The 23,832-nt window shown below is 73.2% G+C and carries 27 protein-coding genes; 11 read left to right on the forward strand and 16 right to left on the reverse strand.

From position 1 onward, the window contains the following. Positions 1-51: 51 nt before the first annotated feature. The 4 genes from ABZ861_RS24385 to ABZ861_RS24400 form a co-directional block, all read right to left on the reverse strand. The gene (locus ABZ861_RS24385) at positions 52-1,170 is read right to left on the reverse strand and encodes a HAMP domain-containing sensor histidine kinase (protein WP_361633676.1); all 1,119 of its coding nucleotides are present in this window, start codon (positions 1,168-1,170) and stop codon (positions 52-54) included. Positions 1,171-1,180: 10 nt separating this feature from the next. Continuing rightward, on the reverse strand, positions 1,181-2,164 hold the full coding sequence (locus ABZ861_RS24390) for a response regulator transcription factor (RefSeq protein WP_361633679.1): 984 nt from the start codon (positions 2,162-2,164) through the stop codon (positions 1,181-1,183). Between the two features lie 378 nt (positions 2,165-2,542). Continuing rightward, a complete protein-coding gene (locus tag ABZ861_RS24395) occupies positions 2,543-2,845 on the reverse strand; it encodes a hypothetical protein (protein WP_361633681.1) in 303 nt (100 codons plus the stop codon). Positions 2,846-2,871: 26 nt separating this feature from the next. Further along, on the reverse strand, positions 2,872-3,186 hold the full coding sequence (locus ABZ861_RS24400) for a hypothetical protein (RefSeq protein ID WP_361633684.1): 315 nt from the start codon (positions 3,184-3,186) through the stop codon (positions 2,872-2,874). Between the two features lie 266 nt (positions 3,187-3,452). Here ABZ861_RS24400 and ABZ861_RS24405 point away from each other — a divergent pair, with 266 nt between their 5' ends. Beyond that, positions 3,453-3,737 carry a hypothetical protein gene (locus ABZ861_RS24405; protein WP_361633687.1) on the forward strand — a complete coding sequence of 95 codons (285 nt, stop codon included), beginning with the start codon at positions 3,453-3,455 and terminating at the stop codon, positions 3,735-3,737. Between the two features lie 252 nt (positions 3,738-3,989). Here ABZ861_RS24405 and ABZ861_RS24410 read toward each other — a convergent pair whose 3' ends face one another. The 5 genes from ABZ861_RS24410 to ABZ861_RS24430 form a co-directional block, all read right to left on the reverse strand. Then, on the reverse strand, positions 3,990-4,301 hold the full coding sequence (locus ABZ861_RS24410) for a DUF6400 family protein (RefSeq protein WP_361633690.1): 312 nt from the start codon (positions 4,299-4,301) through the stop codon (positions 3,990-3,992). A gap of 155 nt (positions 4,302-4,456) precedes the next feature. Next, positions 4,457-5,014, reverse strand: coding sequence for a pyridoxamine 5'-phosphate oxidase family protein (locus ABZ861_RS24415; protein ID WP_361633693.1), 558 nt, complete (start codon positions 5,012-5,014; stop codon positions 4,457-4,459). 138 nt (positions 5,015-5,152) lie between these two features. Further along, positions 5,153-6,346, reverse strand: a complete 1,194-nt coding sequence (locus tag ABZ861_RS24420; protein WP_361633696.1) for an acyl-CoA dehydrogenase family protein — start codon at positions 6,344-6,346, stop codon at positions 5,153-5,155. A 366-nt stretch (positions 6,347-6,712) separates the two neighbouring features. Continuing rightward, positions 6,713-7,030 (reverse strand): hypothetical protein, encoded by a 318-nt coding sequence (locus ABZ861_RS24425; RefSeq protein WP_361633699.1) that lies wholly within the window; start codon positions 7,028-7,030, stop codon positions 6,713-6,715. 121 nt (positions 7,031-7,151) lie between these two features. Beyond that, entirely contained in the window at positions 7,152-8,015 is an 864-nt protein-coding gene (locus ABZ861_RS24430) for an SDR family oxidoreductase (protein WP_361633702.1), read from the reverse strand. Between the two features lie 84 nt (positions 8,016-8,099). Between ABZ861_RS24430 and ABZ861_RS24435 the strand changes: the two genes are divergently transcribed. Then, a complete protein-coding gene (locus ABZ861_RS24435) occupies positions 8,100-8,831 on the forward strand; it encodes a helix-turn-helix domain-containing protein (RefSeq protein WP_361633705.1) in 732 nt (243 codons plus the stop codon). A 224-nt stretch (positions 8,832-9,055) separates the two neighbouring features. Here the strand turns inward: ABZ861_RS24435 and ABZ861_RS24440 are convergent, their stop codons facing one another. Next, positions 9,056-10,003 carry a MurR/RpiR family transcriptional regulator gene (locus tag ABZ861_RS24440; RefSeq protein ID WP_361633708.1) on the reverse strand — a complete coding sequence of 316 codons (948 nt, stop codon included), beginning with the start codon at positions 10,001-10,003 and terminating at the stop codon, positions 9,056-9,058. Between the two features lie 206 nt (positions 10,004-10,209). Here ABZ861_RS24440 and ABZ861_RS24445 point away from each other — a divergent pair, with 206 nt between their 5' ends. The 3 genes from ABZ861_RS24445 (at position 10,210) to ABZ861_RS24455 (ending at position 14,193) form a co-directional block, all read left to right on the forward strand. Continuing rightward, positions 10,210-11,229, forward strand: a complete 1,020-nt coding sequence (locus tag ABZ861_RS24445; protein ID WP_361633710.1) for a BadF/BadG/BcrA/BcrD ATPase family protein — start codon at positions 10,210-10,212, stop codon at positions 11,227-11,229. A gap of 8 nt (positions 11,230-11,237) precedes the next feature. Then, positions 11,238-12,809, forward strand: a complete 1,572-nt coding sequence (locus tag ABZ861_RS24450; protein ID WP_361633713.1) for a sodium:solute symporter — start codon at positions 11,238-11,240, stop codon at positions 12,807-12,809. Positions 12,810-13,005: 196 nt separating this feature from the next. Next, entirely contained in the window at positions 13,006-14,193 is a 1,188-nt protein-coding gene (locus tag ABZ861_RS24455; RefSeq protein WP_361633716.1) for an anhydro-N-acetylmuramic acid kinase, read from the forward strand. Between the two features lie 43 nt (positions 14,194-14,236). On the opposite strand, the gene ABZ861_RS24460 is transcribed toward ABZ861_RS24455, so the two are convergent. Continuing rightward, positions 14,237-14,464, reverse strand: coding sequence for a DUF5133 domain-containing protein (locus tag ABZ861_RS24460; protein WP_361633941.1), 228 nt, complete (start codon positions 14,462-14,464; stop codon positions 14,237-14,239). A gap of 228 nt (positions 14,465-14,692) precedes the next feature. On the opposite strand from ABZ861_RS24460, the gene ABZ861_RS24465 reads away from it, so the two are divergent. Then, complete coding sequence (locus tag ABZ861_RS24465) at positions 14,693-15,511, forward strand: hypothetical protein (protein ID WP_361633719.1); 819 nt, start codon at positions 14,693-14,695, stop codon at positions 15,509-15,511. A gap of 123 nt (positions 15,512-15,634) precedes the next feature. Here the strand turns inward: ABZ861_RS24465 and ABZ861_RS24470 are convergent, their stop codons facing one another. Then, positions 15,635-15,868: a DUF3072 domain-containing protein gene (locus ABZ861_RS24470; RefSeq protein WP_361633722.1), complete on the reverse strand. Its 234-nt coding sequence runs from the start codon at positions 15,866-15,868 to the stop codon at positions 15,635-15,637. A gap of 255 nt (positions 15,869-16,123) precedes the next feature. Between ABZ861_RS24470 and ABZ861_RS24475 the strand changes: the two genes are divergently transcribed. The 5 genes from ABZ861_RS24475 to ABZ861_RS24495 all read left to right on the forward strand — a co-directional run bounded on the left by ABZ861_RS24475 (position 16,124) and on the right by ABZ861_RS24495 (position 20,160). Next, complete coding sequence (locus ABZ861_RS24475; protein ID WP_361633725.1) at positions 16,124-16,696, forward strand: DNA starvation/stationary phase protection protein; 573 nt, start codon at positions 16,124-16,126, stop codon at positions 16,694-16,696. A 285-nt stretch (positions 16,697-16,981) separates the two neighbouring features. Continuing rightward, a complete protein-coding gene (locus ABZ861_RS24480; protein WP_361633728.1) occupies positions 16,982-17,425 on the forward strand; it encodes an SRPBCC family protein in 444 nt (147 codons plus the stop codon). A gap of 232 nt (positions 17,426-17,657) precedes the next feature. Continuing rightward, entirely contained in the window at positions 17,658-19,166 is a 1,509-nt protein-coding gene (locus tag ABZ861_RS24485; protein WP_361633731.1) for a cryptochrome/photolyase family protein, read from the forward strand. Between the two features lie 152 nt (positions 19,167-19,318). Then, positions 19,319-19,672, forward strand: a complete 354-nt coding sequence (locus tag ABZ861_RS24490) for an STAS domain-containing protein (RefSeq protein ID WP_361633734.1) — start codon at positions 19,319-19,321, stop codon at positions 19,670-19,672. Then, entirely contained in the window at positions 19,669-20,160 is a 492-nt protein-coding gene (locus tag ABZ861_RS24495; RefSeq protein ID WP_361633737.1) for an ATP-binding protein, read from the forward strand. Before ABZ861_RS24490 ends, ABZ861_RS24495 begins: the two co-directional genes overlap by 4 nt. Positions 20,161-20,279: 119 nt before the next feature. On the opposite strand, the gene ABZ861_RS24500 is transcribed toward ABZ861_RS24495, so the two are convergent. From ABZ861_RS24500 to ABZ861_RS24515, 4 genes are all read right to left on the reverse strand, one after another. After that, positions 20,280-20,510 carry a hypothetical protein gene (locus ABZ861_RS24500; protein ID WP_361633740.1) on the reverse strand — a complete coding sequence of 77 codons (231 nt, stop codon included), beginning with the start codon at positions 20,508-20,510 and terminating at the stop codon, positions 20,280-20,282. A 108-nt stretch (positions 20,511-20,618) separates the two neighbouring features. Beyond that, positions 20,619-20,990: an STAS domain-containing protein gene (locus tag ABZ861_RS24505; protein WP_361633743.1), complete on the reverse strand. Its 372-nt coding sequence runs from the start codon at positions 20,988-20,990 to the stop codon at positions 20,619-20,621. Beyond that, positions 20,987-22,075 carry a cobalamin-dependent protein gene (locus tag ABZ861_RS24510; protein ID WP_361633746.1) on the reverse strand — a complete coding sequence of 363 codons (1,089 nt, stop codon included), beginning with the start codon at positions 22,073-22,075 and terminating at the stop codon, positions 20,987-20,989. Before ABZ861_RS24510 ends, ABZ861_RS24505 begins: the two co-directional genes overlap by 4 nt. Continuing rightward, positions 22,072-23,658, reverse strand: coding sequence for a PP2C family protein-serine/threonine phosphatase (locus ABZ861_RS24515; protein WP_361633749.1), 1,587 nt, complete (start codon positions 23,656-23,658; stop codon positions 22,072-22,074). The genes ABZ861_RS24510 and ABZ861_RS24515 overlap by 4 nt, the downstream gene beginning before the upstream one ends. Positions 23,659-23,832: the final 174 nt, after the last annotated feature.

Raw genomic sequence — 23,832 nt, forward strand, 5'->3', positions numbered from 1 at the left:
CCGTCGGCTCGGAACCGGGGGGAGGGGCGCGCGGCGCTCCTCCCCTTGAGGTCAGGTCGCCGCGGTCGGCAGGGTGACTTCGAAGCAGCAGCCGCCGGAGACGTTGCGGACGTCGGCGCGGCCGCGGTGGGCCTCCACGATGCCGCGCACGATGGCCAGGCCGAGTCCGGCCCCGGACGGCGGGGTGCGGGCGCTGGCGCCGCGCCAGCCGGTGTCGAAGACCCGGTGCAGGTCCTCCTCGGGGATGCCGCCGCAGCCGTCGGTCACCGACAGGACGACCAGGTGGCCGTCGTCGGTGCGACGGGCGGCGACCGCCACCGTCCCGTCGGCCGGGGTAAGGCGGATCGCGTTGACGAGGAGGTTGCCGAGGACGCGGCTCATCTCCTTGCCGTCCACCTCCACGGGCACGGATTCCACGCCGTCGCCGACGAGGCGGACGCCGTGCTCGCGGGCCAGCGGGTCGGCGCCGGCCAGGGCGTCGCCCACCAGGTCGTACACCGACATGCGGGAGGTGGTCAGGGCGAGCGCGCCGGCGTGGATGCGGGAGAGTTCGAAGAGGTCGCCGACCATGGCGTTCATCCGCTCGACCTCGGTTCTGATGCGGCGCAGGTAGCGGGCCGGGTCGGCGGCCATGCCGTCCTCCAGGGCCTCGGACATGGCGCGCAGACCGGCCAGCGGGGTGCGCAGGTCGTGCGAGATCCAGGAGACCAGTTCGCGACGTGAGTCCTCCAGGGCGCGCTCGCGTGCGCGGGAGGCCGCCAGCTTGCGGCTGGTCGCCTCCAGTTCCGCGGTGAGGGCGGTGAGTTCGGCGGTCGCCGGGGCGTGCGGCGCGGTGAAGCCGCCGTCCTCCCCGAAGGCGCGGGCCGCGGCGGTCAGGGCTCTGCTGCGGGCCACGACCCAGTGTCCCAGGGGCAGCGCGACCGCGAGCGAGACGACCGCCGCCATGGCGACGACGGTCGTGACCACCGTCAGGTCGTGCGGGGAGAGGAACATCGCCCACGCGACGGTCAGGGTGCCCGCCAGCATGGCGGTCACCGCGACGCAGACCACGACCGCGAGCGAGACCGTCAGGGAGCGGCGGCGCAGAGCGAGCAGCGCCCCGGCCCCGACGACGGCGGCGCCGGCGGCCCCGGCGAGCGCGTACAGGGCGATGAGCAGGATGTCGTGCACGGCGGGTCCGTCAACTCCTCGGTTCGTGTGTGGGGTTGGGGTCGGGGGCCGGATCCGGGCGCCGCGGACCGTTCGGGGTGTTCGGTCCGTGGGGGCCGTGCGAACCGTCTGGGCCGTGGGGATCGTCTGAACCGTGCGGGCGGTTCAAGGGGTCGGGTACGTGCGGTCCGTCCGGCTCGTTCAGGGTGTGCGGGTCGTACGGGTCGTGCGAGCGGTGCGGGCGGTCCTGTGCCGGGCCGAGGGAGTCGGCGGGGTGCGCGGGGGCGCTGAGGTCTTCGCCCGCGGTCTCGTCTCCGGGGGCGTCCAGGCGGTAGCCGACGCCCCAGACGGTCTGGATGAGCCGGGGCGTGGCCGGGTCACGCTCGACCTTGCCCCGCAGCCGCCGTACGTGGACGGTGACCGTGGACAGGTCGCCGAAGTCCCAGCCCCACACCTCCCGCATCAGCTCCTCACGGGTGAAGGCGCGCCCGGGGTGGCGCAGCAGGAACGCCAGGAGATCGAACTCGCGGACGGTCAGCGCCAGGTCCCTGCCGTCCGCGGTGGCGCGGCGGGCTCGGACGTCGAGGGAGAGGGGGCCGACGCGCAGCGGCCCGGGGCGGTCCACCGGCGCGGCCGCGCCGCTGCGGCGCAGCACGGACTCGATCCGCAGCACGAGTTCGCGCGGGCTGAACGGCTTGGTCACGTAGTCGTCCGCGCCGACCTCCAGACCGAGGATGCGGTCGTCCTCGTCGCCGCGCGCCGTCAGCATGATCACCGGCACGGGCCCGCGGGCGCGCAGCCGCCGGCAGACCTCCAGGCCGTCCATGCCCGGCAGCATCAGGTCCAGCACCACCAGGTCGGGCCAGTGCGCGGCGGCGCGGGCGAGGGCGCCGGGCCCGTCGGCGGCGCGGTCCACGTCGTGTCCGCTGCGGACGAGGTAGCCCTCGACGACCTCGGCGACGGTCGGATCGTCTTCCACGACCAGGATGCGGCCGCCCTGTGGTGATGTGCGCATGGGACCAGACTCGCACCGGCGACGAGGCAGGTCATCGGGGAGGCGCCCGCCGGGCGGCGATGTCCGCGTTTCGTAAGGAGCGGTCGCGGCTCAGGTCCGATACGCGTCCGCGGGGTGACGACGTGATCCCTCCTCCCCCGCCCGACGGCGCCGCGAGCGCCGCGGCGCCCGCTGTCGGCGTCGTTGTGCCGTGTCTCGACGAGGCCGCGGGCCTGCCGTGGGTCCTGGCCCGTGTCCCCGTCGGGCGGCGCCGATCCCGGCTCGCGAGGCCATGACAAGGCTCCCGTCCAGCGGCTGGGCGGGAGCCTTGTCGTGGCACGGGGATTCAACGCGTGCGCGTTCGTCCTGCGTGTGCGCGCGCCGACGGAGGTGATCCGCTCAGCAGAACCAGCCGTCCTGGACCCAGCCGTGGCGGTTGATGTCGCCGTAGGCGAAGCCGTACGCCCACCCGGACTGCTTGCTCTCCACCAGGAACGTCTGCCCCTTGCTGAGGGTGCCCGTCCAGGCGCCTCCCGGATCGGTGCGGACGAAGAGGTCCTGGGCGCAGACGGTCTCGCGGACGCCGACCGTGCCGTTGGCGGCCTGCGCGTCCACGGAGCCGGCGAAGACGGCGGCGACGGCCGCCGCGAGCACGGAGGCGCGGACGGCGGGGGCGGCGAGGGCGGCGAGGGATACCGTCATGGTCTTCTTACCTCCGGAACCGGGGCTCACCACGAGCCGTAGCCGCCGATGCATTCGTAGCGCACGTAGCCCCAGTCGTTGGGACCGAAGTCGAAGGTGGCGGCCCAGCCGTTGTAGACGGGGTGGACGCCGCGGGTGTGTCCGACCTTGTCGCCGTACGACAGTGTCCGGATGAGGCCGGTGGGCCCGGAGGAGCTGTCGTAGTTGGCGTAGAAGCTGGCGCTCTGGCAGGTGATGACGGCGTGCTCCGGGACGACCACGGCATGGGCGGGCGTCTGGAGCAGTGCGGCGGTCGCGAGCGCGGGGACGGCGGCGGCGAGGATTTTTCTGACGACGGGCACGGCGCATCCACTCCTCGTGGGGGGAGAGCTCAGTGACGCGGACACACCGTAGCGCGGTTGGCATGCTCGCAACAGATCACGTCGGCGCCCCTATGTGCACCGCGTCCGGGCGCCCCGTCGCCGCAAGGAGCGCAGCAACGCGGAGACAGGGCCGGGGCAGGGCGGAAGGACTCCGGGCGTACGCGAACCGTGCACGCCCCGCGACCGGCGCGGGGCCGGTTGCGGGGCCGCGGGAAACGGAGCGAACAATGGGATGAGGAGGAGATATGGGACACCACAAGTCGAACCAGGAAGTCGAAGGAAACCCCGAGTTCGGACACGGTCGCGGCCTGCCCCTCCGCCCCGATCAGGAAGAACTCCGGGTGCGCACCGAAGTGGACCGCCAGGAGGCCGGATTGACGCCGTCGGACGCCCCGTCCGCGCAGCAGATCGACGAGACGGCGTACACCGAAGCGGAGGCAGAGGTGGACCGGCAGGTGCGGCAGGGCGTGATCCCCTCGGACGACGCCGCACGCGACGCCTATCCACCCACCCGCTACGACGACAGGTGACGACTGCCAGGAGGAACGCCGCGAGCCCGGGGCTGGGGCCCGCGCAGAACGACCCGACGTCCGGCCCGGACCCGAACCGCGTGCGGGCCGGACGGACAGGGAAGGCCACCGCCGACGGGACCGCTGCGGACGAGGCGCCCCCGCGCACATGCCGCCCACGTCACCGCACCCGGCGTGACGGCGACAAGCGCTCGCGGCGCCTAGGTCACGCCGTGTCCACGGTGACGGCGGCACACGCCTGCGGTGCTCCGGTCATGCCGCGGCCGGGCCGCCTCCGCGCATCGGCAGCACACCGGCGGCGACGAGTTCGTCGTATATGCGCTGCTGCTCCGCGCTGAGACCGGAGTACAGCAGGTCGTACGCCTCTTCCTCGCCGCGCAGGGCCGCGACAGGGTCCCAGTCGGGGCCCAGGGCGGCGAGGACGTGCGTGCGCCGCAGCATCTCGTGGGCGTCGAGGTCGAAGGCGAAGTCGACCAGCGCGGCATCGGACGGCGTCGCGGCGGGCCCGCTCGGTCCGGCGGGCTCATCCGGTTCGCCGGGACGGAAGGGCTCATGGGTGGACATACCACCGAACGTAAGGAAGGCGCGCGGGCCGAGGCAAGGGCGGGTGGGAGACGTCACAGCTCGGAGGTCGGAGGTCGGCGGTCGCACTGCCGCTTCCTCCCGCGTTTATGCGGGCAGGAAGCCGGGTCAGCCGGCGGTCGGCGGGCTCGGGGCGGTCAGAACGACCAGCGGGTGTGGGTGTACACGCCGTCGTCGCGGCCGAAGCCGTACGCCGTGGCCGGGGCCACCGCGAACACCAGCACGTCGCCTCTGCGGAAGGCGTCGCCTATCCCGTGGAAGGCGCCTTCCGGCGAGGTGATGTGCGCGCCGTACTTCGCCTCGTACGCCGTGATCACCTCCTCCAGCAGCGCCGGATCGACGACCCGCTCCGCCGTGCCCTCGATCACGAGGTCGAGTCCTTCGGTGAGCGCGTTCCCCCCGGTGGTCAGGGCGCAGTGTCCGTCGTGGGCGAGGTTCTTCGCCTTCTGCTCCCCGGGGCCGGTGGAGAAGTACAGCGCGCCGTCGTGCCAGGCGGCGAGCACGGGAGTCACGTGCAGCCGGCCGTCGGGGCGCACCGTGGACGCCCAGAAGATCTCGGCGGCCTCCATCAGCCGCCGGGCCTCGGCCCACTCGGCGGCGGTGACGTCCTCGGCGCCGGGACGGGGATGGAGCGCGGAACTGTAGCGGGCGTCCAGCTCGGCGGTCGGGCCCCGAGCGGGTTCGTGTGCGGCCATGGCGGGTCTCCTCCCTCTCGCTCTTGAAGACCGGTTTCCCGCGCAGAACTCATCGCCACCTCTGCCGGCGCCTGCACGAGCTGCCGCACTTCCCCCGAACGCCCTCCTCCGCGCCGTCGGCGCCGCCCCTGAGCCGGGTCAGACGAAGGCGCTCTGGCCGGTGATCGCCTTTCCGACGATCAGCGTGTTCATCTCCCGGGTGCCCTCGAAGGAGTAGATGGCCTCCGCGTCCGCGAAGAAGCGTGCGACGTCGTAGTCCAGGACGATGCCGTTGCCGCCGAAGATCTCCCGGGCCCAGGCGACGACCTCGCGCATGCGGGCGGTGACGTGCGCCTTGGCCAGCGAGGAGTGCTCGTCCTTGAACACTCCGGCGTCCTGGAGGCGGGCGAGCTGGAGCAGCATGCCCCAGCTCGACGTGATGTTGCCCAGGCACTTGACCAGCAGGTCCTGCACGAGCTGAAAACCGGCGAGCGGGCGGCCGAACTGCTCCCTCTCGGAGGCGTAGCGCAGGGCCAGTTCGTAGGCGCCGATCATGACGCCGAGGGCCTGCCAGGCGACGCCGCTGCGTGTGGCGCGCAGGATCTCGGCGACGTCGCGGAAGGAGGAGACGTTCTGAAGCCGGTCGCTCTCCGGCACCCGGACGTCCGTGAGGGTGACGTCGGCGTTCTCCACGATGCGCAGCGAGGTCTTGCGGGCTATCTTCTCCGCCGTGAACCCAGGGGTTCCCTTGTTCACGACGAAGCCCTTGACCTGGTCGTCGTCGACGTCCCGGGCCCAGACGACGACGTGGTCGGCGAAGGTCGCGTTGCCGATCCAGCGCTTGGCGCCGTTGAGGACCCATGCGTCGCCGTCGCGCCGGGCGGTGGTGTGCATGCCGGCGGCGATGTCGGAGCCGTCGAGCGGTTCCGTGAGCGCGAACGCCCCGACGACGTCCATCCTCGCCATGGCCGGCAGCAGGCGGTCGCGCTGGGCCTGGTCGCCGCCGTGGTGGATGGCGTACATCGCGAGCCCGTTGTGGACGCCGTAGAAGGTGGCGACCGAGGCGTCGACACGGCTCATCTCCATGGCCATCATCCCGGTGAGCAGATGGCTGGCCGCGGGGCCGTGCTCCCCGTAGCCCTCGTACGCCAGCCCGACCAGCCCGCTCTCCCGGAAACGGCTGATCAGTTCCTTGGGGAAGGCGCCCTTCTCCCAGCTCTCGGCGACCAGGGGCTGAACCTCGTCCCGCATGAAATGCCGCGTCTTGAGCAGGACTTTCCGCTCCTCCTCGGTGAGCGCGGACTCGAAGTCGTAGAAGTCGGCGGTGAGGCCATGATCCGTAAGAGATGTCATGGGGCCCTTCTTCCACGCTCGGGCCGTCCGATGCGCGCCCGAGAACGGCGGCCGCTCTCAGACCGTCGTCGGCGAGGACGGGCACGTGAGACGGCGGAAGGCGGGGAGAGCGGGGAGGGAGCGGAAGACGCGTGGACGGCGCGGTCGCCGGGGGCCAGACGCGGTGGCCGGGCGGCGGGCGCCGTGACCGGGCGCCCAGCGTGGTCGCGGGGGCGCGGGCCGACCCGGACCGCCGCCCGGCCGACGAGAGGGCGGCGGCGCGCGTCCTCGTCGATCGGGGGGCGGCCCCAGCAGGCCCGCGCCCCGCCCCCGCTACGCGGTGACCGGACGCTCGCGGCCCGGCTCACCGCGTCGGCGGCCGCGGCCTCATGCCTCGGAGTCGATGCCCGTTATCACCGCCGGGCCCAGGGGTGCGCTGCGGTCGTCCATGCCCACGGCGCTCAGGGCGGACTCCGCCAGCCGACGCGCCTCCCGCTCGGCCTCGGGACCGCTGTCGGCGTCGACGGTGAGGCGGACGGTGAAGGTGTCGTCGTCGTTCACGGTCAGGACGTCGAGGTCTTCCTCGCTGCCGATGTGCGTGTGGTGCGGGTCCGCCGGGCGCAGCGCCCGGGTCAGTTCGTCCCGCGTGCCCTGCCCGGCGCCGCCGGTGAACGTACCGGGCACCGAGATGACGTACGTCGTCATGGCATTCCTCCCTCGGTCCCCTTCCGCTTACCCCGGTCCGGCGGCAAGATCCCGGACGGCGCCTCCGGGGCCTTTCACTTCCACCCTCCCGGCTCTCGCGGCTCTCGCGGACGCGCCTGGCTCACTGGGCCGCCACCACCGTCTCCAGGAGGGTGCGCAGCGGGGTCGCGGGCCTGCCGATGAGCGTGGACAGATCGTCCGTGACGGTGTCGAAGTCGCCGTCGCCGAAGGCGCGGAACATGCCGAGGGTGAGCTGGGCGACGGCTTCGGGCACGCCGTCCTCGCGCAGCGCGGCGACGTACTCCTCCTCCGGGACGGTGACGCGCTCGACGGTCCGCCCGGTCAGCTTCGTCAGCAGGGCGGCGACGTCGTCGAGGTCGAGCGCCTGCGGTCCGGTCAGCGGAGGCGTGGGGCCGTCGAAGCGGCCCTCCTCGGCGAGGATGACCGCGGCGGCCTCGGCCAGGTCGTCGTGCGCGGTCCAGGAGACCGGGCCGTCGTGGGGGGCCACGAGCTTTCCGGTCCGCAGCGCCGACGCGACCAGGCCCGGCACCGTGGAGGCGTAGAAGCCGTTGCGCAGCGAGGTGTGGGCTGTGCCGGACGCCGCGAGACGGCGTTCGGCGGCCGCGTGGTCCGGCATCGGCGCGAACCGCGAGGTGTCGCTGACGCCCTGGTGACTGGTGTAGAGCACGCGGCGGGCGCCGGCGTCGCGGGCGGCGTCGATCGCGGCGGCGTGCATGACGCGGGCTTCCGGGCCGATGGTCATGGCGGAGACGACCAGCACCTGCTCCGCGCCCTCGAAGGCGTGGGCGAGCGTCTCGGGTGAGCCGAAGTCGCCCTGCCGGACGCGCACGCCCCGGTCCGCGAGGTGCGACGCCTTACGGGGGTCGCGCACGCTCACGCCGATCCGCGCCGCGGGCACGCGGGTGAGGAGGCGGTCGACGGTACGGGCGCCGAGCTGTCCGGTGGCGCCGGTGACGATGATCATGAGATGCCTCTTGGTTCCATTGGAAACGTTCCGACGTTTTCAACGATAACATCAGTGACCGACACGTGCGGTATCGTCGTTAACGTGAAGGTGAGAGAGCAGCGCGAGGACACCAGGCACCGCATCGTCCGCACGGCCGCCGAACTGCTGAGCGCGCAGGGCGTCGCCGCGGTCACCACGCGCGCGGTCGCGCAGGCCGCCGGTCTGCAACCGCCCGCGCTCTACCGCCTGTTCGCGGACAAGGACGCGCTGCTGGACGCCGCGGTCGAGTACGTCTTCGCCGAGCACGTCGCCGCCAAGGAGGCCGCGGCGGACGAGGACGACCCGGTGGCCGATCTGTACGCGGGCTGGCGGACGCAGGTCGGCTTCGGCCTGGCGAACCCGGCCGCCTTCGCGCTCGCCTCCGACCCGGCCCGCGCCCGCAGCACCCCGGCGCTCGCCCGGGGCGTCGGCCTCCTGGCGGCGCGCGTCCACCGCATCGCCGCCGCCGGCCGGCTGCGCGTCAGCGAGCAGCGGGCGGTCGACCTCATGCGCGCCGCGGGCACCGGGGTGGTCCACACCCTGCTGGCGCTGCCGCCGGAGCAACGCGACCTCGGATTGGCCGACGCGATGTACGACGCGGTGACCCGCGTGATCCTCACCGAGGAGCCCGCCCTGCCGACCGGCGACGTCGCCGCGGCCGTCGCCGCGTTCCGCGCCCTCGTGCCCGAACTGCCGCGCCTCACCCCGGTCGAGGGCGCGCTGCTGGACGAGTGGCTGCGGCGCGCCCTGCCCGCGGATGGGGACGGGGACGGAGACGCGGACGAGGCGCCGTGAGCCGGGGCGCCCGGACCGTCGCGAGGCCCGGGGCCGCGGCAAAAGGATGACGCCTCACACGAGGGGCGGCCGCACGAGAAGCGCCCGCACGAGAAGCGGCCGTACGCGAAACGCCCGCATGCGAAACGCCCGCATGCGCAGCGCCCTCGCACGCCGTGCCGCTGAGCGCCTGCGTGCTCAGACGCCCTGGAGGCGTCCGCAGCGGCTCTGACCGCGAACGACGGTCAGTCTCCGGCCGGGGTCCGGCGCGGAGGCTGCCTGCGTCCGCGTCGCTGCACCGCTCCATAGGTCCGTTCCAGCGCCTCGGTCGTGGCGTCCAGGGAGCGCTGCGCGACGCCGACGAACAGGCAGTCGACGACCGCGAGCTGGGCGATGCGGCTGACGGTCGCGCCGGAGCGGAACGGCGTCTCCCGGGCGCAGGTCGCCAGGACCAGGTCCGCGCTGCGCGCGAGGGTGGAGTGCGGGGCGTTGGTGAGGGCGATGGTGGTGGCGCCGCGCTCCGCGGCGGCCTGGAGGGGTTCGACGGTGTCCTCGGTCTCCCCGGAGTGGGAGACGGCCAGGGCGACGTCGCCGGGCGCGAGGAGCGCCGTAGCGGTGAGGGCGGCGTGCCGGTCGGTCCAGATGAACGCCATGTGACCGATGCGGTGCAGCTTCTGGTGCAGGTCCTGGCCGACGAAGGCGCTGGCGCCGACGCCGAAGACGTCGATCCGCCGGGCCCCCGCGATGGCGTCCACGGCGCGGCCCAGCGCCTCGGTGTCGAGGCCGGCGCCGGTGTCCTCCAGGGCGCGCACCTCGTTGTAGACGATCTTGCCGACGATCTCGCTCAGCGTGTCCGCGGCGTCGATGTCGGCGCCGGGCGCCGGGCGTTCGCCGCCGAGGGCGTGCTCGCGGGCGGCCGCCGCGGCCAGCGCCAGGCGCAGTCGCGGGTAGGCGCCGACGCCGATCGCCCGGCAGAAGCGCATCACCGTGGCCACCGAGGTGTCGGCGCGCTCGCCCAGGGCGCTGATGGACAGCTCCGACGCCTGGGCCGGATCGGCGAGCACGGCCTGAGCGACCCGGCGCTCCGAGGGCGCCAGGCCCGGCAGCGAGGCCCGGATGCGGGCCAGCGTGTCGGCGGCGGAGGCGTCGGCAGCCGGGAGGTCCGGTGTGCGGGGTGGTTCCTTACGGGCCATGGACCGACCTCCTGGTGGTGTGATCGACAGACTAATCAGGAACCCACGGGGCGTCAAAAAATTACGTACCAGCTTGCATGAGGTTACTTATTGACATGCGGTAGCCGGCCTTCCGATACTCGCTGGACCGCGATCCGCCCCGGTCACCGGCCCGCCGCCCTGACCGCCCGACGCGACGGATCCCTGGCAGACGCGAGGCGTGCCGTATGACAGCAGCAGTGGCTGTGGACCTGGGGAAGACCGGCTGCCGTGCCGTGCTGTGGGAGGAAGGCGACGCGGGCGGCGCTCGCACCCGCGACGTCAGCGAGGCGCCCGGCGCTCCCGGGCTCGCCGCCGACGGCGGAGTGGGAGCGGCGCGGTCCGCCGTGCGCGCCGCCGTCCTGCCGCTGCTGGAGCGGCGCCGCGCGCTGCGCCTGGCCGTGGTCTGCGTCGGCGCCGCGGGGGCGGCCTCCGCGCCCGAGGCAGCCCGCGCGCTGGCCGACGGCCTGCTGGCGGACCTGCCCGCCGACCAGGCGGCCGTCACCAGCGACGCGATCACCGCCCACGCGGGGGCCCTGGGCGGGAGCACCGGCGTGGTGCTGGCGATCGGCACCGGCGCGGTGGCCGTCGGCATCGGCGCGGACGGGTCGTACGCCCGCGTCGACGGCTGGGGTCCCTGGCTCGGCGACGAGGGCAGCGGCGCCTGGATCGGGGCCGCCGGGCTGCGCGCCGCGCTGCGCGCCCACGACGGCCGGGGGCCGGACACCGCGCTGCGGGCCGCGGCCGAGGAGCGCTTCGGCGCGGCCGACCGGCTGCCCTTGGCCGTCGGGCGGGACGGCAACCCCGCCCGCGCGGCCGCGTCCTTCGCACCGGACGTCGCGCGCACGGCCGCGGCGGGCGACCCGGCCGCCCGCCGCATCCTGCGGGAGGCCGCCCTCGCGCTCGGCGAGGCCGTGTTCGCCGCCGCAGGCCGCGTCGGCGGTCCGGCCGCCTCCGCCGTGCCCGTCGCCCTCACCGGCGGGCTCACCGGCCTGGGCGAGCCGCTTCTCGGTCCGGTGCGGGCGGTGCTCGCCGACGCGCCGCGCCCGCTCGATCTTCGGCCGCCGCTGGGAGACCCGCTGGACGGCGCGCGCCTGCTGGCGCTGGACCCGAAGGCGCCGCACGAAGCCCATGTCGTCCGCGTACGGCGGACCGCCCCCCTCCCGCCCCTGCCCAATCCGCCGGCGACGCCGTCGGCCCATGCCTAGGAGTGACGTTGCGCCAACTCGACCTCGTCGTGGTCGTCGTCTACCTGGTGGCGATCGCCGTCATCGGACTGCGGCTGGCCGGACGCCAGAAGTCCGCCAAGGACTACTTCGTCGGCGAGGGCCATATGCCCTGGTGGACGGTCTCGTTCTCGGTGGTCGCGACCGAGACCAGCGTGCTCACCGTCATCAGCGTGCCCGGCGGCGCCTACAGCGGCCAGGGCTTCGGCAACGTCGAACTGGCCCTCGGCTACGTTATCGGCCGGGTCGTCGTGGCGACCGTGCTGATCCCGCTGTACAAGCGCGGCGGATTCGTCAGCGCCTACCAGTACCTGGGCAGCAGGTTCGGGCTGAAGTCGCAGGGGCTGGCCTCGGTGACCTTCGTCTTCACCCGGCTTCTCGCCGAGGGGGTGCGGCTGTTCGCCTCCGCGATCCCGATCAAGCTGCTGCTCGACGAGTTCGGTGTGCACGCGGGCTACCGCGCCATCATCATCGTGCTCACGGTGATCACGGTCGTCTACACCTACCTCGGCGGCATCAAGGCGGTCATCTGGACCGACGCCATCCAGATGGGCCTCTATCTGGGCGGCGCCCTTCTGGCGATCGCCGTCCTCAGCGGACACGTCGGCGGCGACGGCTTCTCGCGCGCCCTGCACGCGGGCGAGTTCCGGCTCTTCGACACCGACTTCGGTCTCGCGCACGTCCTCACCAGCCCGTTCGCCCTGCCCACCGCGATCGTCGGCGGCGCCGTCTTCGCGATGGCCAGCCACGGCTCCGACCAGTTGATCGTGCAGCGCATCCTGGCCACCCGCTCGCTGCGCGACGGCCAGAAGGCCATGATCGCCTCCGGAGTCTTCGTCACGCTCCAGTTCGCCGCCTTCTCCCTGGTCGGGGCGCTGCTGTGGTCCTACCACCAGGGCAAGAGCTTCAAGGAGCTGGGGCTGAGCAGCTCGGACAACCTCTACCCGGAGTTCATCCTGCACGGGCTGCCGGTGGTGGTCTCGGGCCTGCTCGTGGCGGGCATCCTCGGGGCCGCGATGGGCTCGCTGTCGTCGGCGCTGAACTCGATGTCGAACTCGACCGTGGCCGACATCGTCCACAGCTTCATCCGCAAAACCCCCTCCGAGGCATCGCTGCTGAAGCTCGCCCGGGTGATGACGCTGGTGTGGGCCGCGCTGATGGCCGTCTTCGCCTGCGCGTTCAGCACCAGTACCGGCAACGTCTACCTCACCGGACTGACGATCGCCGGCTACACCTACGGCGCGCTGCTGGGCGCCTTCCTGCTCGGCCGACTCGTACGGCGCGCGAACGAGGTCGACGCCATAGTGGCGTTCCTGGTGACGGTCGGCGTGATGACGTACGTCGTGCGCTCTGTGAAGATCGACGTCACGGTCGCCGGCGCCACCGTGCCGACGGCGATCGCCCCGCAGTGGCTGGTGCCGATCGGCGTGGTCGTGACCCTGGTGACCGGCGGGCTGGCGAGCCTGCTCCCTCGCTCCCCGGAGACGGCCGGGGCGGCGAACGGCGCCGGCGAGCCCGGCGCGGGCCCCGGGCGCGTCGCCGCGCCCGCCGGGCACGAATGAGGGTGCGCTCCGGTCCCGGGGCCGTCTCGGCCTCGCATCCCGCCCGTCCGGCGGCCCGTCTCGACCCCGTGTCCCGCCCGTCCGAGGCCCGTCTCGACCCCGCGTCCCACTCCACCGCACTCCACCGCGAACGCTTTCCGGGAGACCCCATGCCGCAGCCGCGATCCGCGAGGCCGAACCTCCGCCGGGAGGCGTCGTGCGCGTGATCGGCCTGATGTCCGGAACCTCGTACGACGCCATCGAGGCCGCCGCCGCGGAACTCGCCCTGGACGGCGACATCCTGAGCTTGCGGCCCCTCGGCCACCTCTCCGTCCGCTATCCGGACGAGGTGCGCGACCTGATCGCCGCCACCCTGCCGCCGACCGCCACCACGACCCAGGCCGTCTGCGCCCTGGACACCGGGATCGGACGCGCCTTCGCGACCGCCGCCGAGCGCGCCCTGCACGAGCTGTGCGAAGGCGCCGCCGACCTCGTCGTCTCGCACGGCCAGACCATGCACCACTGGGTGGAGGACGGCGTGGTGCGCGGCACGCTTCAACTCGGCCAGCCCGCCTGGATCGCCGAGGCCACCGGGCTTCCGGTCGTGTCCGACCTGCGCAGCAGGGACGTCGCCGCAGGCGGGCAGGGCGCGCCGCTGGTCGGCATGACCGACGCTCTGCTGCTACGGGGCCTGCCCGGCGTCCCAGCGGCGCTGAACCTCGGCGGCATCGCCAACGTGACCGTTCTCGCGCCGGGCGCCGAACCGCTGGCCTTCGACACCGGCCCGGCCAACGCGCTGATGGACGCCGCCGTACGGCACTTCACCGACGGCGCGGCCGCCTATGACAAGGACGGGCGCCGGGCCGCCGCCGGCTGGATCGAGGGGAGACTGCTCGACGTCCTCTTGGACGACCCCTATTACCGCAGGCCGCCGCCGAAGAGCACCGGCAAGGAGCACTTCCACTTGCCCTATCTGCGCAGAGCGCTGGACGCGGCGCCCACCGCCGAGCCCGACGACGTCCTCGCCACTCTCGCCCGGCTGACCGCCGTCACGGTGGCCGACGCCTGCCGTGCCCACGCCGTCACCGCGCTCGTCGTGTCGGGGGGCGGCGTCCGCAATCCGGTGCTGATGCGCATGCTGGCCGAGGAACTTCCCGGCGTGGAACTGCGTTCCAGTGATGACTTGGGCCTGCCCTCCGACGCGAAGGAGGCCCTGGCCTTCGCCGTGCTCGGGTTTCTCAGCGTGCACGGGCTGCCTGGCGCGCTGCCGTCGGCTACCGGCGCCCGGCGGGCGACTGTCCTCGGCAGCATCACTCCCGGGCGCTCGCCGCTGCGCCTGCCCGAACCGGCCGTACGCGCGCCGCGCCTGCTGCGCATCACTGGCGCCGACCGGCCCGCTGCCTGAGCCGACGACTCACAGGCCGGTGAAAGCACCGACTTGGGGGGACTCAGGTGGCGAGCAGCGCGTCGTCCTCGGCGCGGGCGGCGGGCAGGCGGTGGCGGGCGGCGAGGAGGGCGGCGTCGACGTCACGGGTGCCGGTGGAGACGCACAGCGTGTACGCGACGTCCTCCATGCGCCGACCTGCCTCCGCGCTGCCGTTCTCGGCGTGCACCATCCGCAGCGTCTCGTACTGCTCGATCAAGTCTTTCAACACTGCGGGGTGTGCCATCAGCATCTGGGAGCCTCCGAGGTCGCCGCTGTCCGTTGTCACGCACCGTGTGCCCAGACCCCCGACAGCCATGCCCAGTTTCGCGAAAACGACGATCAGCGCGTAGAAGGCTCACCGCGCGAAAGGGTTTAAATCGCCCCGCGGTTGGCTGACTGGGAGTCACCGGACTGCTTGCCGCGCCTGGGCGAGGGTGCGGGCGGCGCGCGCACGACCGCGTCTGCGAGAGTGGCCGACATGTCGGAGGAAGGTCCCGAGCGGGACGCGGACGCGGAACACGGGAATGACCGTCAGCGAAACGTGATCGCGGGCCTGATCACCTGCACGGCGGTCGGAGCGGCGGTCGCTCACGTCCTCGATCCCGGGCTGAAGATCGACGCGATCACCGCGGTGCTCCTCGCCGTAGCCGCGTTGCCATGGCTGGGCGCCCTGTTCGAGAGCATCGAACTGCCCGGTGGGGCCAAGGTCCAGTACAGGAAGCTCGCCCGACGCGTGTCAGCGGCCGAGGAACGCACCGACCGTGCCGGGCAGGCGGCTGACGACGCGTCACGCGCGGCCCGTCTCGCCTTCGTCGCCGCCAGCGGCTCGGACGACCAGACGGCCGCCGACTCCACCGCGCGCGACGACGTCGCGCGACTCGCCGCCGCCTACACGCAGGTGCGGGAGCACATGGACCATGGGCCCGCGCGGACCACCCGCATGGAGCACATCTTCGCGGACCTGGTGACCGCCACCGTGCGCGACCGCTCCTTCGACGTCGAAGGCTCGCTCACGTCCCAGAGCCCTGGAATCCGGCTCGCCGCGTACGCACGTCTCTACGCGCGACCCCAGGCCGACGCATTCGGTGCCCTGACCGACGCCGTCCTGGCCGACGGGCTCCCGTTCAACCAGTACTGGGGCTTTCAGGCGATGGCCGCCGTGGCCGACACGGCCGGTCGGAGCGGACTGCGCTATGGAGACGTCGAGAGACTGGAGGACTGCCTTGCCCGTCTCCCCCGCGACAGCGACCGCGCCGGCGTCCTCGCACGGCTGATCGCCAGGATCAAGTCGCTCTGACGCCGGTCGGCCGCTCGGGCCCGTGGCGGCGCAGACGTCTCGCCGCGGTGGCCTTCGTGCCGTCCCGGGCGGCCCCTCGGCAGGAGCGGCCCGGACGCGTGGCACGCCGAGGGAGCCCTCGCGTCAGAAGTCCGCGCCGGGCGCCTCGGAGTCCGTCGCAGCGGACGGGCTCGTGCGGGGAGACGCCTTCTGGAGGCGGTCGATCATCTGTGAGGCGTCCGCCTTGGTGAGGTCGGAGGGGACCTCTTCGCCCGCCTCGCGGGCCAGGGTGTGCAGGTAGCTGAGTTGCGGGCCGGTGGCCGGCTCGTCGCCGGTCGCCCAGTCCTGCGGGTCTTTGCTCGGGTTCGCTTCGCTCATGGCCCCCGGCTACCCCTCACGGCCGTCTCGACGCGTCGCCGCGTCCGGTCTCGGCGGAGGCGCCCCGGTCCCGGCGGAGGCGCCCAGTTCGCGACGCAGGCGCGCCCCGGTCGCGGTCGCCCCACTGGAGCGCTCTGCGATGTCACCGCGCGTCGCTCGTCCGTGCGGCAGAACGGACGGACAGGTCTGGGTGGGCCAGTCGTGGGCACACGTGGTCAGGCAAGAACCCTTCACCCCTCATGTCGGAAGGTGACCATGACTGAGCAGACCAAGGACCTGACCCCCAAGTACACCGTTCCGGGGATCGAGCGTGAGGCCGCCGGCCGCTTGATCGGTCTGCTGGGTCTGCGTCTCCACGCGCTGAACGATCTTCACCTGACGCTGAAGCACGTGCACTGGAACGTCGTCGGACCGCACTTCATCGCCGTGCACGAGATGATCGACCCGCAGGTGGACAGCGTGCGTGAGATGGCCGACGACGTGGCGGAGCGCATCGCCGCCCTGGGCGGTGTCGCGCACGGCACGCCGGGGACGCTGGTGGCCGAGCGGAGCTGGGAGGACTACTCGATCGGACGCGCGGACGCCATCGCACACCTCGGCGCCCTCAACGTGGTCTACACGGGACTGGTCGAGGACCTGCGGGCCTCGATCAAGGAGGCGGGCGACATCGACCCCGCCACCGAGGACATGCTGATCGGGCAGTTGCGCGACCTGGAGCAGTTCCAGTGGTTCGTGCGGGCGCACCTGGAGAGCGCGGGCGGCACGCTCGCCACCGGCGACGCCCACTCCGAGAAGGAGGCCGCCGCCAAGGGCGCCCAGATCAGCTAGGCATCCCCCGGGAGCCCGGCTCCCCCGTCGCGTGCGCCGTCGCCCCCGCGGGCGGCGGCGCACGCGACGTTCGGCCGCGCACGCAACATTCGGCCAGCCACCCGCCGTTCGGCCGCGCACTCGACATTCAGCCGCGCACGCGACATTCGGCGGATCGCCTCACGTCGCCTCGCGCCGGTCGCCCCGGCGATGCCCAACGCCCGAGAACGCACAGGCGTGTCGGCCAAGCGGCGTTCGGGGGTACCCGACCGACGGCAGCCCACCGCCTCCGTATGGGAGAACACCATGGTCCACGTCAGCCGGTCCGTCACCGTGTCCCAGCCTCTGCCCGCCGTGCGGGACTACCTCGCCGACTTCGCCCACGCCGTCGACTGGGACCCCGGCACCGAGGAGTGCACCCGCACGGACGGCGACGGCGCGCTGGAAGAGGGCGCCACCTGGCACAACGTCTCCCAGTTCCGCGGCCGCCGCACCGAGCTGGACTACCGGCTGCAACGGCTCCAGGACGACCGGCTGACGTTCGTGGGCTCCAATCGGACCGCCACCTCCACGGACGACCTCACCTTCGAGTCCACTCCCACCGGCACCCGGATCACCTACGACGCCACGATCGAGTTCCACGGCCTGGCGCGGCTGGCCGATCCCTTCCTGCGCCGCGAGTTCGAACGGCTGGGCGACGAGGTCGTCCAGAGCCTGCCCGACGCGCTGAACGCCGCTCTGTCGCGCTGAGGCCTCGGACCGGCGGCCACGGCGACGACCACGCGAGCGCCGCGCCCACACCCGCCGAGCGGGAGTCGGCTCAGCGCCGCCGGGCCCCTCTGTTCTCGGGCCCGGCGGCGCCGCGTCTCACCCCGGCGCCGCCCGAGGTGCGCCCCGAGCGGACCGCCGCGATGCTGAGGGCAGCGCGCGCCCGCGTACCGGCTCCCCGGACGCGCCCCGACGCGACGGAGGCGGCGCTCACATGGTCACTGCCCACTGGCTGTTCGGCGACCAGCTCGGGCCGCATTTCCTGACCCCGGGTGAGGACGGCCCGGACCGCGACGCGCCCGTCGTGATGATCGAGGCCCGCTCGGTCTTCCGCCGCCGGCGCTTCCACCGCGCCAAGGCCCATCTGATCCTGTCCGCGATGCGCCGCCGCGCCGCCGAACTCGGCGACCGGGTCAGCTACGTGCGCTGCGAGACGTACCGCGAAGGGCTGCGCGAGGCGGTCGGGGACGGGCCGGTGACGGTGCACCACCCGACCTCGCACGCGGCTCTGCGGTTCGTCCGGTCGCTGGAGAACGCGACCGTGCTGCCCGCGCGCGGCTTCCTCGTCCCGCACGCCGACTTCCGCGCCTGGGCCGACGGGCACGGCGGGCGGCGCCTGCGGCAGGAGGACTTCTACCGCTGGGTCCGGCGCGATCACGACATGCTGATGGACGACGGCGGCGCCCCCGTCGGCGGACGCTGGAACCACGATCACGACAACCGTGAGCCACCGCCCAAGGACGTCCGCTCGCTCGACGTCCCGCCGCCCTACCGGCCCCGCGAGGACGACGTCGACGACGAGGTGCGGCACGACCTGGACCGCTGGGAGCGCGAAGAGGGGATCCGGTTCGTCGGACGGGACGGCCCGCGCCGGTTCCCCGCCTCGCGGCGTGAGGCGCTTGCCGCGCTGCGGCGCTTCCTCCAGCACCGGCTTGCGCTGTTCGGACCGTACGAGGACGCCATGCTGGCGGCGGACCCGGTGATGAGCCACAGTCTGCTGTCCTCGTCGCTCAACCTCGGCCTGCTGGACCCCGCCGAGGTCGTCGCCCGCGCCGAGGACGCCTGGCGGGCGGGGACGGCGCCGGTCAACAGCGTGGAGGGCTTCGTCCGGCAGATCGCCGGGTGGCGCGAGTACGTGTGGCAGCTCTACTGGTACTTCGGGGAGGACTACCGCCGTCACAACGCCCTGAACCACCGCGCTCCGCTGCCGGAGTGGTTCCTTGAGCTGGACGGGGACGCGGTCACGGCCCACTGCCTGGCCACGGCCCTGACCCAGGTGCGCGACTCCGGCTGGACCCACCACATCCCGCGGCTGATGCTGCTGGGCAGCTTCGCCCTCCAGCGCGGCTGGGACCCGCTGGCGCTCACCGACTGGTTCCACCGCTGCTTCGTCGACGGCTACGACTGGGTGATGGTCCCGAACGTCGTCGGCATGTCCCAGTACGCCGACGGCGGCATGATGACGACCAAGCCGTACACCTCCGGCGGTTCCTATGTGCACCGGATGAGCGACCTGTGCGGCGGGTGCGCCTACCGGCCGGCCGACCGCGTCGGTGAGCGGGCCTGTCCCTATACGGCCGGGTACTGGGCCTTCCTGCACAGGCACCGCGACCGGCTGAAGGGCAACGTCCGGATGTCGCAGGCGGTCCGCGGCCTGGACCGGCTGCGCGACCTGGACGCGCTCCTCGACCAGGAGCGGCGCCGCGGCGACAGCCCGCCCTGAGCGGCCCCACCCTGAGCTGGGATGACCCGCCCAGTGACCGCTGCACGACCAGAGCGCACAGGCCCACGCCGCTCATCGATCACATGTTTCCGTGGTCCTCCATAGGGGCATGGCGGCCCCGCGCGGCCTTTGGCGCGGTCACTGTGGAACCGATGAGTGGATGTGACGAGCAAAAGACGTCGGAAGGCCACTGCGCGGTCGACGTCACCTGGGTCGACGACGGCAGGGGTCTGATGATCGGTCTGCGCGGAGAGTTCGACGTCGCGTCGGAACTCGACGTCGAACTGGTGCTGGAACTCGCCTCGCGCGCGGAGTCCGTCGATCTGGACGTGTCCGGCGTCCGGTTCGCCGACTCCACCCTGCTGAACCTCATGCTGCGGATGGCCGACCGGTTGCGCGTGCGGCTCATCGGGCCCTTACAGCCGCAGCTCTCCGAGCTGATGAGGCTCACCGGCGTGCTCGCCCGGTTCGAAGCGGACGCGGCAGGCGGAGAGGGACGGGCATGAGGGCCTATGAGACGGGCCCGGCCGCAGCGGGCCCAGGGGGCGGCACGATCGACGTGGACGGGTGTCCGGCGTGTCTGCGGGGCGTCGGAGACGAGGCGTGGCCGGCGGCGCTCGGCGAGTCCCCGGCGGTGCTGTGCGTCGACAGCGACCGGACGTCCATCGGATCCGCCCGGCGGGCCGCACGCGAGTACGCGGCGGTGTGCTGCCCGCGCGTCTCCTCCGGGCACGTGGAGCTGGTGACGTCCGAACTGTGCACCAACGCCCTGCGGCACGCCACCGGCTGGTGGCGGCTGCGCCTGCACACCCACGTCGGCCGGCTCGTCCTGGACGTGGACGACGACTGCCTGACCCTGCCCCGGGCCCGGGTGCCGGACCTGGCGCACGGCTCGGGCGGACTCGGCATGATGCTGGTCGGAGAACTGACCGAGGCGTACCACGTCCTGCGGCACACGCGCGGCAAGACGGTGCGCGCGCTCTTCGCCCGCTGACCAGGACGGCCGCTGAAAGTCTTTCGGGTACGCCGAAGCCGAGCCGCTGAGGGGCCCTCAGCGGCGTGCGGGCGTGCTGCGCCCGTCAGCGACGTACGGTGCTCAGCGACGTACGGCTCTCAGCGGCGTACGGCGGGCGCCGCACGCCCCGGTCCGGCCCGTCCGGCCTCCATCTCCCATATGCACCAGGTCGACCACAGCAGCAGGACCAGGAAGACGGCGAGCAGGCCGAGCAGCACCACCGTCTGCCGTGCCGAGCCGTCGCCTCGGACCATGGTCAGCACCAGGCACAGGGTCCAGGCGACCACTCCACCCCCGTACAACGCCCTGAGCTGACGCAACTGACTCACCGCACCCACCGTCACCCTCCCGTGCCGACCCATGACGGACTGCCCTGCCGGTACCCCCGTATGCCGACTTCACCGCACGCGTTCCCGACCGGTTCTCCGCCGGCGCCTTCAGGTGACGCCCGCCTCCGTCGCGCCGTCGCCGAGAACGGCCGGGGCGGTGAGGTGGTCCAGCACCTTCGTCACGTGGAGCAGGCGGTCCAGGACCTCGGGCCGGTTGTCCAGGTGCAGCGTCGCACCGGCGCCGCCGGACCGGCGGTGGATCATCAGCAGGGCCGACAGGCCCGCGGAGTCGATCCAGGTCAGGTCGCGGAAGTCCAGGTGCACGTCGCGGACGCGCTCCTGTCCGCCCAGGTGCTCGACGACCACGCGGACCAGGTCGTCGCCGGTGTCGTAGTCGAGTTCGCCGGCCACCCGCACGGTCAGCTTGGCGGGCTCGGGAAAGATGCAGAGGGTGAACTCAGACGGTCGCAGGCTGGTCATGCTCGGGTGTCGGGGCCGGAGACAGGACGGGTCGGGCGGTCGCACAGGGCTGCGGCGCCCTCGCGGAGCAGGTGCACCGTACGCGGGAAGTCGCGGAGCTGGCCGGCCAGGATCTCCAAGACGGCCGCCAGGGAGCGGAAGGGGACCTTGCGGGCCTCCGAGATGTCCGCGGTCCAGACGAGGAACGCGGTGAACAGCTCGGAGTCGTCGACGTAGAGGGAGACGCCGAGGAAGTCGACGACGTGGGCGAGGTCTTCCACGGTGCGCTCGCGTGCGTCGTCGCTGTACCCGCGCAGGGCGGGAAAGGCCGCCTCCAGGTCGACCAGGGTCTGCTTGAGCAGTTGGGAGCGGGACTGGACGACCATCGTGTACTCCTGGTCGGCCAGGTGCGGCAGGTCGTCCGTGGCCTGCCGGATGCCCGCCTGGCGGGGCCGGGGCACGCCCGCTTCGAGCACGGCGGCCGCACTGCGGGCGTCGGCCGCCCAGCGGTCGGCGCCCAGAGCCCTGGCGTAGCGGCCGTCGGGCCCGAAGGCGCGGCCGCCGACCAGGACGGGGACGCCGACGGCCTGGCAGGCGGTGATCGCGGCGTGGGCGGACGGCAGGTGAGTGGGGATCGAGCCGGACAGCAGGACGGCGTCCGGGTCGGTCTGGTGCAGATGGGCGACCAGGTGCCAGGTGGGGGCCTGGGCGCCGAGGTAGTCGACCCGCCAGTGGCGCAGGCGGAGCACCTCGGCGACGAGCCGGGCGGGGAAGGCGTGCCACTCTCCGTCGATGCAGCCGACCGTGACCCGCCCGCGTACGGGGGCGCGGCGCTGGCCGGGCGGCCGGCGGTGGGCGAGCGAGGCGACGACCCGCTCGTTGATCGCGGTGGCGGCGTGCTCCTGCGCGACGGTGATGCGGTCGGCGGCCCACTCGGCGCCGACCCTCTCCTGCACCGCCGCGATCACCTCGAGCAGCAGGCCCTCTTCGTCGACGCCCTCGGCGAGTGCCTGGTGGACGACGTCGACGGCGCGGTACTCGTCGCCGTCGGCCACTGCCTGCCACAGCCGATCCGCCAGGTCGGCCGTCGCGGTGGGGTGTCTCACGTGCTCCTCCTGCTGTTCCGGCCGCTCGTGCGCCCGTCGACCGCCTTCAGCGGATCCTTCCTGGGGGCGCTGAAGGCGACGGCGGCCATGTCGTCGTGGCGGCCCGTTCCCAGCCACTGGGCGGCGAGCATCTGCACCCGCTCCACGACCGCCTCCGCGGGCAGGCCCGCGCACTCGGAGAGCGCCCGGCGCAGGCGGCGCTCGCCGAACAGCTCGTCGCCCAGCGGGCCGCCGCGCGCTTCGGTGATGCCGTCGGTGTAGAGCAGGCACGTCTCGCCGGGCGCGAGCACCGTGCGGACCGTCCGCACCGCGACGGTCGGCAGGGCGCCGACGAGGGTGCCGTGCGTGGGGACCTCCTCCACCGTGCCGTCCGTGCGGACGATCAGCGGCGGCAGGTGTCCGGCGCTGGTCAGCCGTACCTCCACCCGCCCTTCCCGGCGGCGCATCGAGGCGAGCACCAGGGTGGCGAAGCGGGTGTGGCGGGAGTTGAGCAGGGCGCCGTTGAGCAGGTCGAGCACCCGTTCGTGGTCTTCGGCCAGCGGCAGCAGGGCGTGCAGCGTGTCGCGGATCTTGCCGGTGAGCACTGCGGCGTCCAAGCCCTTGCCGGCGACGTCCCCGAGGACGACGAGGGTCTCCTGGGAGGGGTCGGAGCCGGGGTGGACGTCGTAGAAGTCCCCTCCGACCCGTTCCTGGTCCCCGGCGGCGCGATAACCGCCCGCGTACTCCACGCCGTGCACGTTGCCGAGCCTCGGGGGCAGCAGTTCGCGCATCAGCGTGGCGGTGATGCCGACCTGCTCGCTGTACATGCGAGCCGCGGAGAGCGCGGCGCCGGCGCGGGCGGCGAAGAGGCGGGCGAAGATCTCCTCGCCCTCGGTGAATGCCTGCTCGGTGAGGGAGCGCAGCAGGATCAGCGCTCCGGCGGGCACGCCGTGGCCGAGCAGCGGTGCGACGATCACGGAGCCGACCGGTCCGGCGAACCCCTCCGGGATCACCCAGTCGTGGATGTCGTCGGGGTTGATCCAGCGGGTGGGCACCGGCGGGAAGCCCTGGAGGGCCTCGGCCAGGCCCGGCACGGCGGAGACGTCGATCTGGCGGGTGACCTGGGTGACGGGGCCGCCCCGGCGCACGTAGGTCAGCGCATGGCGCCGCCCCTGGGCCGGTGCGACGAGGACGGCTGCTTCGGCAAGGTGCTCCGCGGCCATGGAAGCGGCCACCTCCATACTGCGCGGCACGTTGAGCGTGGACAGCAGTGCGTTGGAGACCTCGGCGAGGATCTCGGACCGCGTCTGCGCGTCCTTCAGCGCCGTCTCGGCCAGGCGCCGGTCGGTTTCGTCGACCAGCCACCACACCACATTGCCGTCGCTTCCCAGGGTGGGGTGGGCCTCGAAGAGGCGATCGTTGACGGGTCCGCTCAGCGGACCGCCGGAGGCGTGGCGCAGCCCGTCGCTGATGCGCTGGTGGGCGTCGGAGAGCCAGGACGGCACCCGCTCGTGCAGCCAGTCGCCGTCGGCGGCCTCGGGCAGGAGCTCTTGGCCGGCCTCGTTGACGCGGACGAGACCGCCGTGCCGGTCGACGACCAGCACGGGACAGGGGGCCTCAGTCCACGTGGCGCCGACCCTGAGTTGGGCGTCGGGGGGACGGGCGGAAGAGCCGCGAGGAACAGTCACGAACGGAGGCACGCACGACGCGCACCTCACCACCTTCCTGCCATAGCGACCGGATGTCCTCCGGTCACAGTCCCGCATTTCACTCCGCGG

Source organism: Streptomyces sp. NPDC046985 (assembly GCF_040644415.1).
Classification (GTDB): Bacteria; Actinomycetota; Actinomycetes; order Streptomycetales; family Streptomycetaceae; genus Streptomyces.

What these genes read in the sequence shown, in the direction of transcription:
- ABZ861_RS24440 (WP_361633708.1), bottom strand. Translation starts at nt 10,003, where the DNA reads ATGGCCCGTAAGGAACCACCCCGCACACCGGACCTCCCGGCTGCCGAC.
- ABZ861_RS24505 (WP_361633743.1), bottom strand. Translation starts at nt 20,990, where the DNA reads ATGACCAGCCTGCGACCGTCTGAGTTCACCCTCTGCATCTTTCCCGAG.
- ABZ861_RS24490 (WP_361633734.1), top strand. Translation starts at nt 19,319, where the DNA reads ATGAGTGGATGTGACGAGCAAAAGACGTCGGAAGGCCACTGCGCGGTC.
- ABZ861_RS24425 (WP_361633699.1), bottom strand. Translation starts at nt 7,030, where the DNA reads ATGACGACGTACGTCATCTCGGTGCCCGGTACGTTCACCGGCGGCGCC.
- ABZ861_RS24415 (WP_361633693.1), bottom strand. Translation starts at nt 5,014, where the DNA reads ATGGCCGCACACGAACCCGCTCGGGGCCCGACCGCCGAGCTGGACGCC.
- ABZ861_RS24485 (WP_361633731.1), top strand. Translation starts at nt 17,658, where the DNA reads ATGGTCACTGCCCACTGGCTGTTCGGCGACCAGCTCGGGCCGCATTTC.
- ABZ861_RS24395 (WP_361633681.1), bottom strand. Translation starts at nt 2,845, where the DNA reads ATGACGGTATCCCTCGCCGCCCTCGCCGCCCCCGCCGTCCGCGCCTCC.
- ABZ861_RS24495 (WP_361633737.1), top strand. Translation starts at nt 19,669, where the DNA reads ATGAGGGCCTATGAGACGGGCCCGGCCGCAGCGGGCCCAGGGGGCGGC.
- ABZ861_RS24390 (WP_361633679.1), bottom strand. Translation starts at nt 2,164, where the DNA reads ATGCGCACATCACCACAGGGCGGCCGCATCCTGGTCGTGGAAGACGAT.
- ABZ861_RS24410 (WP_361633690.1), bottom strand. Translation starts at nt 4,301, where the DNA reads ATGTCCACCCATGAGCCCTTCCGTCCCGGCGAACCGGATGAGCCCGCC.
- ABZ861_RS24460 (WP_361633941.1), bottom strand. Translation starts at nt 14,464, where the DNA reads ATGCTGATGGCACACCCCGCAGTGTTGAAAGACTTGATCGAGCAGTAC.
- ABZ861_RS24465 (WP_361633719.1), top strand. Translation starts at nt 14,693, where the DNA reads ATGTCGGAGGAAGGTCCCGAGCGGGACGCGGACGCGGAACACGGGAAT.
- ABZ861_RS24470 (WP_361633722.1), bottom strand. Translation starts at nt 15,868, where the DNA reads ATGAGCGAAGCGAACCCGAGCAAAGACCCGCAGGACTGGGCGACCGGC.
- ABZ861_RS24445 (WP_361633710.1), top strand. Translation starts at nt 10,210, where the DNA reads ATGACAGCAGCAGTGGCTGTGGACCTGGGGAAGACCGGCTGCCGTGCC.
- ABZ861_RS24480 (WP_361633728.1), top strand. Translation starts at nt 16,982, where the DNA reads ATGGTCCACGTCAGCCGGTCCGTCACCGTGTCCCAGCCTCTGCCCGCC.
- ABZ861_RS24430 (WP_361633702.1), bottom strand. Translation starts at nt 8,015, where the DNA reads ATGATCATCGTCACCGGCGCCACCGGACAGCTCGGCGCCCGTACCGTC.
- ABZ861_RS24405 (WP_361633687.1), top strand. Translation starts at nt 3,453, where the DNA reads ATGGGACACCACAAGTCGAACCAGGAAGTCGAAGGAAACCCCGAGTTC.
- ABZ861_RS24475 (WP_361633725.1), top strand. Translation starts at nt 16,124, where the DNA reads ATGACTGAGCAGACCAAGGACCTGACCCCCAAGTACACCGTTCCGGGG.
- ABZ861_RS24420 (WP_361633696.1), bottom strand. Translation starts at nt 6,346, where the DNA reads ATGACATCTCTTACGGATCATGGCCTCACCGCCGACTTCTACGACTTC.